At 66.2% G+C, this 10308-nt stretch carries 7 protein-coding genes; 5 read left to right on the forward strand and 2 right to left on the reverse strand.

What is annotated here, in order from left to right; translation table 11 throughout:
* Positions 1–12: 12 nt before the first annotated feature.
* The 5 genes from PKE72_RS10195 to PKE72_RS10215 all read left to right on the forward strand — a co-directional run bounded on the left by PKE72_RS10195 (position 13) and on the right by PKE72_RS10215 (position 8087).
* Positions 13–2871, forward strand: coding sequence for a TonB-dependent receptor (locus tag PKE72_RS10195; RefSeq protein WP_271165265.1), 2859 nt, complete (start codon positions 13–15; stop codon positions 2869–2871).
* A gap of 54 nt (positions 2872–2925) precedes the next feature.
* Positions 2926–3618 (forward strand): LamG-like jellyroll fold domain-containing protein, encoded by a 693-nt coding sequence (locus PKE72_RS10200; protein ID WP_271165266.1) that lies wholly within the window; start codon positions 2926–2928, stop codon positions 3616–3618.
* A gap of 84 nt (positions 3619–3702) precedes the next feature.
* Positions 3703–5118 carry a glucuronate isomerase gene (gene uxaC, locus PKE72_RS10205; protein WP_271165267.1) on the forward strand — a complete coding sequence of 472 codons (1416 nt, stop codon included), beginning with the start codon at positions 3703–3705 and terminating at the stop codon, positions 5116–5118.
* A complete protein-coding gene (locus PKE72_RS10210; RefSeq protein ID WP_271165268.1) occupies positions 5115–6584 on the forward strand; it encodes a mannitol dehydrogenase family protein in 1470 nt (489 codons plus the stop codon). Before uxaC ends, PKE72_RS10210 begins: the two co-directional genes overlap by 4 nt.
* A gap of 3 nt (positions 6585–6587) precedes the next feature.
* On the forward strand, positions 6588–8087 hold the full coding sequence (locus PKE72_RS10215; protein WP_271165269.1) for a UxaA family hydrolase: 1500 nt from the start codon (positions 6588–6590) through the stop codon (positions 8085–8087).
* Positions 8088–8090: 3 nt separating this feature from the next.
* Here PKE72_RS10215 and PKE72_RS10220 read toward each other — a convergent pair whose 3' ends face one another.
* Entirely contained in the window at positions 8091–9743 is a 1653-nt protein-coding gene (locus tag PKE72_RS10220; RefSeq protein ID WP_271165270.1) for a pectate lyase, read from the reverse strand.
* Positions 9744–9945: 202 nt separating this feature from the next.
* A partial coding sequence (locus PKE72_RS10225; protein ID WP_271165271.1) for a PfkB family carbohydrate kinase occupies positions 9946–10308 on the reverse strand: 363 nt, incomplete at its 5' end.

Here is a 10308-nt window from a genome sequence, read left to right on the forward strand (position 1 = left end):
GGAGATTTGAAAATGAACCAACGCCACAAATTCGTGCGTCGCGCACTGACGACCACCGCATCGCTGGGCGCTCTGACTCTGGCGCTCATGGCGCATGACGCTGCCGCGCAGACCGCCGGGACGGGGCAGGCGGCGACTGATGACGCCGCTGAAGTGGGCGAGATCGTCGTCACCGGCTTCCGGGCCAGCCTTCAGAACGCTCTGAACATCAAGCGGCGCGAGGCTGGTGTCGTCGATGCGATTTCCGCTGAAGACATCGCCGACTTCCCCGACACCAACCTGGCGGAGTCGATCCAGCGGATTCCCGGCGTCTCTATTGATCGCGACGCCGGCGAAGGCCGCACGCTGACCGTTCGAGGATTGAGCTCGGAGTTCACACGCACCCGCATCAATGGCATCGAGGCTCAGGCCTCCACCGGCGCAACCGACTCCTCTGGCGGCGTAAACCGGGGCCGGGGCTTTGACTTCAACGTCTTTGCCTCTGAGCTGTTCAACAACATCACCGTGCGAAAGACCTCCTCGGCAGAGATCGAAGAGGGGTCCTTGGGCGCGACGGTGGACCTGAGGACCAGCCGTCCGTTTGACAAGATGGGCTTCCAGGGCGCGATCTCGGGCCAGTACGGCTATAATGATCTGTCCGAGGACTGGAGCCCGCGCTTCGCCGCCCTGGTCTCCAATACTTGGGCCGACGACCAGCTGGGCGCTCTGTTCTCCATCGCTTACAGCGAGCGAGACAGCCTGGAGGAGGGCTTCAGCTCGGTTCGCTGGGGGCCCGCGAGCGCCGACGGCGGTTTCCAGAACGGCAGCGTGCTGCCCAGCGCCGCGACGACCTATCACCCGCGTATCCCGCGTTACGGCAGCCTGGAGCACAGCCAGGAACGTCTGGGCGCGACGCTGTCGTTGCAGGCGCGCCCAGGCAACGGTCCGACCCTGTTCACGATGGATATGCTGTACTCGAAGCTCGATTCGACCCGCAGCGAGAACTTCCTCCAGGCCTGGTCGCTCAGCCGGGGCGCGGATCAGGGCGGTAAGCCGCAGGTCGATATCGTCGATTTCGAGATTGATCCCGATACCGGCGAGATGATCTACGCCCAGCTCGACGACATGGATATCCGCAGCGAGCAGCGGTTTGACGTGCTGGAGACCGAGTTCAAGCAAATGACTTTTGCGGTCGAGCACGAGTTTTCGGATCGCCTGCGATTCAATGGCCTGGTCGGTCGCGCCGAGTCGAGCTTCGGCAACCCCGTGCAAGTCAGCGCCATCATCGATCGCCAGAACGTCGACGGCTATTCCTACGACTTCCGGGGAAATCGCGATCTGCCCGCCATCAATTGGGGCTTCGACGTCACCGATCCGACTCAGTGGTCGGTGGTCGGCCCCACGGGCGCCCAGCCCCGTTCGGAGCTGCGCTCCAGCTCCAACTTCCAGGAAAATGTCTATACGACCGGCGAGGCCAGTCTGGAGTTCGAGCTGAACGACAGCCTGACGCTGAAGGCTGGCGTCAGCCGCAAGGAATATGAGTCGAGCAGCCGCGCCTTCGCGCGTCTGGCCAACGGCGCGCCAGCTCTGCCGGCGGGCGTGTCGATGGCGGATGTGACCGATCTGCTGGAAGGCTTCGGCAACAATCTGGATCTGCCCGCCGGTTCAGCCACCTCCTGGATTCGCCCGGATTTGGGCGCGCTCCAGGACGCCTGGGATTACCAGTGCAACTGCAACACCGGGGTCGCGGGCGGCGACTTCCGGCTGATCGGCCTGAACGGCAATACCTCGACCTACGGCAACTGGCGCGACGTGACGGAAAAGGACACCGGCGCTTTTGTGCAGGCGGACTGGGATACGGAGATCATGGGCCTGCCGTTCCGCGGCAACGTGGGCGTTCGTCAGGTCAAGACCGAGGTCGAGGCCCTGGGCTATTCGAACGTCGGCGGCGTGGCGACCCCGGTAACGGGCGTCAACGAATACGAAGACACCCTGCCGTCGCTGAACCTGGCCATCGAACCGATGGACGATCTGATCGTTCGGTTCGGCGCGGCCAAGGTGATGTCGCGGCCGCCCGTGACCCAGTTGGTCCCGGTCTTCACGCTGAGCGCCGTGGGCGCCGCCAGCAATACGGCTTCGCTGGGCAATGTCGAACTTGAGCCCTACCGCGCCAAGACCTACGATCTGTCCGTCGAATATTATTTCGCGCCCGAGGCCCTGCTGTCCTTCGCCTATTTCTACAAGGACATCTCGACCTTCGTGCAGACGGCGCAGCAGACCCTGACCTATGGCGATCTGACGGCATTGAACCCCGTCGCCTTCCCGGCGACGGCGGCGCGGCCGGCAACCTCGACCTATGTCTTCAGCACGCCGACAAATACCGAGGGTGGGCCGCTGAAGGGCTTCGAGATCAGCTATCAGCAGACTTTCAGCTTCCTGCCGGGGCCGTTCTCGAATCTGGGCGCCCTGCTGAACTATACCCATGTCGAATCCGAGATCGACTACTGCACCACGCCCAGCTGCGCCGTCATCGTCACCGAGGATCTGGTGAATCTGTCGCCTGAGGCCTGGAACGCGACCCTCTATTACGACGACGGCAAGCTGAACGCCCGGATATCGGCCGCCTATCGCGACGCCTACTACCAGAACGTCCCCGGCTCCAACGGCGCCACCGGCCTGATCCCCTTCCAGGGCAAGTCGGAAACCACGACCATCGACGCCTCGGCCTCCTATAATCTCACTGACAATCTGAGCCTGTCCGTGGAGGGGCTGAATCTGACGGACGAGGAGAACCGCCAGAACCACGGCGATCTCGGCGGGTCGCGCGACAGCACCTATGTCTATCACCACACCGGTCGTCAGCTCTATGTGGGCGCGCGCTACCGGTTCTGATGGCGAGGGCGCCGTTCACGCGGCGCCCTCCTTCCTCTGCCTGGGGGCGACGGAATGATCACGAGACGTGAGGCCGCCGCCGGTCTGGGCCTCCTGGCTGGAGGATGCGCGACCATGGGGGGCGCCGCCGTCTTGCGAGACCGCGCCAGGGTCTGGACCTTCGATAATCTGCGCCAGATCGACGGGCTTGCTGTGCATGTCGAGGGCGCGCCGGGTCTGGTGGAAACGCCTTGGGGAAACGGAGTCCTCTTCGACGGCCAGGATGACGCGTTGTTCCTCGACGCCCATCCGCTTGCAGGCGCGACCGCGTTTACCTTCGAAGCCCTATTCCGGCCCGAGGGGGGCGCGTTCGAGCAGCGGTGGTTCCATCTTCAGGAGATCGGGCCTGATGGAAAGCCGACGGACACCCGTATCCTGTTCGAGATCCGAACCCGCGATGGCGAGTGGTGGCTGGACGCATTCGCCAAGGGGCCAGGCTATAACCACACCCTGATCACGGAGGCCAAGCGGTTCCCGGTCGGGCGTTGGTTTCATGTCGCCCAGACCTTCGACGGGACCGTCTACAGCAGTTTCGTCGACGGGGTTCTGCAGGATCGGGCTCCCCTGGCTTTTACGCCTCAAGGCCAGGGCCGCTGTTCGGTCGGATGTCGCTACAACCGGGTCAGCCCTTTCCGGGGCGCCGTTCGCGCCGCCGCCTTCGATCGCCAGGCGCGGTCGCCCGCAGCCTTCGTTCTGCCTCGCGGTTGACGAGACATCCACCGTCAAGCTCGCTCAGCACGGTAACCGGTGGCATAGGGTTCGGAACGGCTCGACTGCGAAGGAACAATCGTCATGCCCCAGCCCCTTCGTCTTCACCCGGACCGCCTGTTACCGGCGGACACCGACACCCGCGCCGTGGCGCGTCGCCTCTACGCTGAGATCAAGGGCCTGCCGATCATCAGTCCGCACGGCCATACCGACCCTAGCTGGTTCGCCCTGAACCAGGCCTTCGCCAATCCGGCCGAACTGCTCATCACGCCGGACCACTATGTTTTCCGCATGCTGCATTCGCAGGGGATGGCGATGGAGGACCTGGGCGTGCCCCGCGCCGACGGCGGCCCGGTCGAGACCGATACGCGCAGGATCTGGCGACGGTTCGCCGAGAACTATCATCTGTTCCGGGGCACGCCGTCGCGGATCTGGCATGACTGGGTCTATGCCGAGGCTTTCGGGATAGACGTGCGGCTGTCGGCCGAGACGGCGGACCACTATTACGACGTCATCGACGCCGCGCTGAAGACCGACGCCTTCCGGCCCCGCGCCCTGTTCGAGCGCTATAATATCGAGGTCCTGACCACGACCGAGAGCCCGCTCGACACTCTGGATCACCACAAGACCATCAAGGCGTCAGGCTGGAAAGGGCGGGTGCTGACGGCCTATCGCCCCGACCCGGTATTGGATCCGGATTATGAGGGGTTCCGAGATAATCTGAGGGTTTTGGCTGAACAGACCGGACGGGATGCGCTGTCGTGGGACGGTTATCTGCAGGCGCTACGGGATCGCCGCGCCATCTTTGTCGAGATGGGCGCCACCTCGACCGACCACGGCCACCCGACCGCCTTCACCGCCGACCTGTCCAAGGCCGAGGCCGAGGCCCTGTTCCGTCGCGTCTCGACCGCCCCGGCGACGCCGGACGACGCCGAACTTTTCCGTGGCCAGATGCTGACCGAAATGGCCGCCATGTCAGTGGAAGACGGCCTGGTGATGCAACTTCACCCCGGCAGTTTCCGCAATCATTCCGCCACCGTGTTCAACCGTTTTGGCCGCGACAAGGGTTGCGATATCCCGACCCAGACGGATTATGTGCGCGCCCTGAAGCCCCTGCTGGACCGGTTCGGATCGGACAACCGTCTGTCGCTGATCCTCTTCACTCTGGACGAGACCAGTTACAGCCGTGAACTGGCGCCGCTGGCGGGACACTATCCGGCGCTGAAGCTGGGGCCCAGCTGGTGGTTCCACGACAGCCCGGAGGGCATGCGTCGCTTCCGCGAACAGGTCACCGAGACGGCCGGCTTCTATAACACCGTCGGCTTCAACGACGACACCCGCGCCTTCCTGTCGATCCCGGCCCGTCACGACGTGGCCCGGCGCATGGATTGCGGCTTCCTGGCCAGGCTGGTGGTCGAACACCGGATGGAGGAGGATGAGGCCCACGACCTGGCCCACGCCCTGACCTATGGTCTGGTCAAGACGGCTTACAAGCTGTGAACCGTCTTTCCAATGCGGCGCTGAAAGCCCTGCCCGCCGATGTCGTGGTTTCTGGCTATGACCGCGCCCGGGTGAAGACCGGCGTGGTTCACCTGGGCATCGGCGCCTTCCACCGCGCTCACCAGGCGGTGGTTTTCGACGATGCGCTGGCGAGCGGCGACCTGCGCTGGGGCGTCCTGGGCGCCTCGCTGCGGTCGCCCGGGGTCCGTGATCAACTGAATCCGCAGGACGGTCTCTACACCCTGGTCGTCCGCGACGGCTCTGACGAGCATCTGCGGGTCGTCGGCGCCGGTTGCGGCGTCCTGGTCGGCCCGGAAGACCCCGTCGCTTTGGTGGCGGCCATGGCCCACCCGGAGGTCCATATCGTCACTCTGACCGTGACCGAAAAGGGCTATCGCCTCGACCCGGCGACCGGCCATCTGCTTGCGGACGATCCGGATGTCGCGGCCGATCTGGCCGACATCGCAGCGCCCCGCACCGCGCCCGGCTTCGTCGTTGCGGCGCTGCGGGCGAGGAAGGCGCGCGGCCTGAAGCCGTTCACGGTCATCAGCTGCGACAATCTTCCGCACAACGGCCGGCGCATACGCGCCGGGGTCCTTGCCATGGCGCGTCGGATCGACCCTGCCCTGGCCAGGTGGATCGAGACGGAGGGCGCGTTCCCCCAAACCATGGTCGACCGGATCGTCCCGGCGACCACGCCCGACGACATCGCCGGCCTGGCCGCCCGGCTCGGCGTCGAGGACCGGGGCATGGTCAAGGCCGAGCCCTTCAGCCAGTGGGTGATCGAGGACTGGTTCGCGGGCGAACGGCCGGATTTCCTCTCGCTCGGCGTGCAACTGACCCACGCGGTCGAGCCGTGGGAAGACGCCAAGCTGCGCCTGCTGAACGGCGCCCATTCGGCCATCGCCTATCTCGGCGCCCTGTCCGGCCATGAGCATGTTCATGAGGCCGTCGCCGTCCCCGCCTTCCGCGCCTATGTCGAGGCCCTGTGGGACGAGGCCCAGACCACGCTGAACCCGCCGCCTGGCCTGGACATTCCCGCCTATCGCCAGGCGCTGATGGGCCGGTTCTCGAACGCCGCCCTGATGCACCGCACTCGCCAGATCGCCATGGACGGCTCGCAGAAGCTGCCCCAGCGCCTGCTGGCGGCCGCCGCCGAACGTCTCGCGGCCGGGCAGGGGATCAAGGCTTTGGCCCTTGGCGTCGCCGCCTGGATGAGGTGGCAATCCGGCGTGACCGAAAGCGGCGAAGTCGTTCTCGTTGATGATCCGCTGGCGGCCAAGACCGCTCAGCAGCTGGCGGGCGTTGATGACGACCCGAGCCGCGTCCTGGCTCTGCTGGGCCTGTCCGCCGTCTTTCCGCCCCGTTTGGCGGGCGACAGCCGGTTCGCGGTGGCGGTCACCGACGCCTATCGGTCGCTCCGCCGCAACGGCGCGGTCGAAGCCGCGCGTCGGGCGGCGGAGTAGATCATGCCCCGCGCCCTCGTCCTGAACCCCGCCGACGACGTCGCCATCGTCGTGGACGATATCGCTGCCGGTGATACGCCCGAGGGTCTTGGCGCGCCCGCGCGCGTCGACATCGCCACCGGCCACAAGATCGCGCGGCATGCGGTGGAGGCAGGCGGTCTGGTCCGCCGCTATGGCCAGGTCATCGGCCGCGCCAAGGCCGATATTGCGGCCGGAGATCATGTCCACGTCCACAATCTGGCCATGGCCGAAGATGGGCGCGAGTTCGAGGTCGGGGTCGACCAGCGCCCGCCCGCGCCTCTGTCCGGCGCGACCTTCAACGGCATTGTCAGGGCCGACGGTCGGATCGGCACGCGAAACTATGTGGGCGTCCTGACCAGCGTGAACTGTTCGGCCACGGTCGCGCGCCGCATCGCCGACGCCTTCCCGGATTCCAGTCTTCCCCAGGGCGTGGACGGCGTCGTCGCCTTCACACACCAGGGCGGCTGCGGCGGCTCGTCACTTAGCAGCGACGTGACCCTGCTGCAGCGAACCCTGGCAGGGTACGCCAGACATCCGAACTTCCACTCCATCCTGATCGTGGGCCTGGGCTGCGAGGCCAATCAGATTCCCGCCTGGCTGGCCAACGAAGGTCTGGAGGCCGGCCCTGACCTGCGCGCCCTGACCATACAGGAGGCGGGCGGCACCGCTCGCGCCATCGAGGCCGGCATCGCGGTCGTCCGTGATCTGGTCGCCGAGGCCGCCAAGGTCGAACGCCAGCCCGTCTCAGCCTCCCATCTGACCGTCGGCCTGCAGTGCGGTGGATCGGACGGCTGGTCCGGCGTTACGGCTAATCCGGCCTTGGGCGCGGCGGTGGACCTGCTGGTCGCGCACGGCGGCTCGGCCATGTTGTCGGAAACCCCCGAGATCTGGGGCGCCGAACACCTGCTGTTGCGTCGCGCGGCGTCGCAGGCCGTGGCGGACAAGCTGAACGCGCGTCTGGCCTGGTGGCGCGACTATGCCGAGCGGCACCAGATGGAGTTGAATAACAACCCTTCGCCAGGCAATCTGAAGGGCGGGCTGACCACCATATTGGAGAAGTCGCTGGGCGCGGTGGCCAAGGCGGGCTCCACTCCGCTGAACGATGTGATCGGCTATGCTGAACCGCTGAGGGTGAAGGGACTCAGCTTCATGGACAGCCCTGGATATGACCCCTGCTCGGCCACGGGGCAGATCGCTTCGGGCGCCAATCTGATCGTCTTCACCACGGGCCGGGGCTCGGTATTCGGGGCCAAGCCCGCGCCGTCGATCAAGGTGGCCTCCAACGCGAAACTGGCCAACTGGATGGACGAGGATATGGACGTCGACGCCTCGCCCGTCCTGACCGGGACCAGCCTGGCCGAGGTCGGCGCCGTCATCTTCCAGAAGATGCTCGACGTCGCCTCGGGCGAACGGTCCAAGTCCGAGGCCTTGGGCATCGGCGACAACGAGTTCGTGCCCTGGCAGGTGGGGGCCTATCTCTAGGCTCTACACGCCCAAGGCCTCGATCAGGTCGCCCATATTGCGGATGAAGACGGCGGTCGAGACCCCCTCGACCGGGAAGTCGGTCTGATAGGGCGAGGTGTCCCACAGGTCGCCGACGCGGGTCATCTGATATTCGCCGCCGGTCACCGCCGTGGGCGACGGCCCCCTGTAAGGATTGGAGGTCGTGGTCAGGGGCGTGGACCAGTAGCCGCGCGCGTTCAGTTCAGCCATCACCTCGGCGGCGCGGTTGGCGTGCGGACGGCTCAGGCGTCGCGCATCGCTGGACATGTCCCAGACATCCACGTCCTGCAGCGTGAAATATCTCGGCAGGCTTAGAGAACCGGGGCGTGCCTTCAGCGGCGAGCCTTGGGTCGCCTCCTCGACGGACAGGGCCGACAGGCGTGCATATTCGGCGCGCAGGGCCGGGGTGTCGACGTTGCGGAACGAGCCGTAATGGACGATCAGATTGGTCGGATTGTCGTCGGCGTAATACTGGCCGTTGGCGATGTTGGAGCCGCGCCGGTGGATGTAGATCGGGGTGTTGGCGCCTTCCAGAACAAAGGTCGGATGCGTGCGGCCCGGCGTGTTCAGCGGCGGCTTGGTCGCCACCTGATCCAGCCAGTCCATGGCCTCGGGCAGACGGGCCAGATATTTACGGTCGCCGGTCAGGCGGTAGAAGCCCAACATCGACTTGATGTTCGTCCCCGTCGCATGGGTGACGAAGGCCTGGGGCTCGATAGTGCGGGCGCCGGCCGGTTTCAGCGTGTCGGGGAAGTGTTGCAGGCCCCAGGCGGGTTGCGGCTGCGGCTGCTGGGTCTTCACGAAGATGTCCATGCCGCGGTGGATGGCGTCCAGCACCCGGGCGTCGCCCCGACCGTTCCGCGCCAGGCCGTGATAGGCGTAGATCAGGAACTCCAGGTTCTCGCCCGCCACATCGTCGTTGAAGGTGATGTAGGGGGTGTAGTCGGCATGCCCGTGCAGGCCGCCGTTCTCGACGAAGGGATAGCGCTGGGGCCAGCCGCCGTTGGCGTACTGGCTGTCCAGAACGAAGCGGATCGCCTTGTTCAGCGGGGCCAGATATTTGCGGTCCTTCTTCTCCAGATAGACCCGTAGCAGCAGCTGCGACGCCTCGGCTGTGCCGGCGTCGTCGAAGGTGGCGTTGCCATAGTAGTGGTGGAATTCCTCCAGCCGCCAGGCGTTCGCCGCGACCGTGGCGTACCACTGTTTCAGCGACTCCTCGCCGGCGGTGTCGATGACATAGTTCCAGCCGCCGGTCGGGTGCTGGCCCCGGATCAGGGCGTCGGCGGCGGACTTGGCGGCCTCGTAGTAGAAGGTGTCGCCGGTGGCGTGATAGGCGTCCAGGTAGAGGTGGCCCATGGTGGCCGTACCCGGCGGCTGGACCCAGATCATCGTTGGGCCGGCCTCCAGTTCGCCCCAGCGGCGCGAGAAGTCGGGCAGGTACTGCCAGACGTAACCGCCCTGCACAGCGGCCTCCTCGACCATGAACCGGGCGGCGCGTTTCATGGCGTCCAGAACGGCGGCGCGGTCGGGCGAGGCCTGGGCGCCGGCCGGCAGGGCGGGGGCCGAGGCGGCGACGAAGGTGGCGGCGGCGCCGGCGGCCAGCAGGGCGCGACGGTTCATGGACGGTGCGGGCATGGGAACTCCTGGGTGACCTCTCGACCGGCTCTTGGCGACCGTTTCGAGCGACGACTGAAGCATGATTGACACCGGTTTCCTAGCCCCGACGGGAATGGGCCGGTAACAGGCCCGTCAACGACCTTGCCCCGTTTTGAAGGCATGGAGAAGCCGCGCCCTAGCTGGACAATAGCTGGAGAAACCCTGGAGATAATTTCCAGCTTTACCGTCGGATATCGAAACCTTCGTGCTGCATGGCGGCGTGGACATCCTCTGCGGAGAAGAGGTTGAAGTCGCCGGGGACGGAGTGTTTGAGGCCGGCGGCGGCGAGGCCGAAATCGAGGGCCTGTGGGTCGGTCCATCCGCTCCAAAGGCCGAACAGGACGCCGGAGGCGAAGGCGTCGCCGCCGCCGACGCGGTCGATGACTCCGGCCATGTGGATGGCCTCGGCCCGGGTCTCGACCACGCCGTCGCCGTCGCGGGTCAGCATGACGGCGGACAGGGCCTGGTCGGCGACGCTGTCCTGGACGCGCAGGGTGCAGGCGATGCGTTGCAGGCGAGGGAAGGCGGCGAAGGCGGCGGCCGC

Source organism: Brevundimonas intermedia (genome assembly GCF_027922165.1).
GTDB lineage: Bacteria > Pseudomonadota > Alphaproteobacteria > Caulobacterales > Caulobacteraceae > Brevundimonas > Brevundimonas intermedia.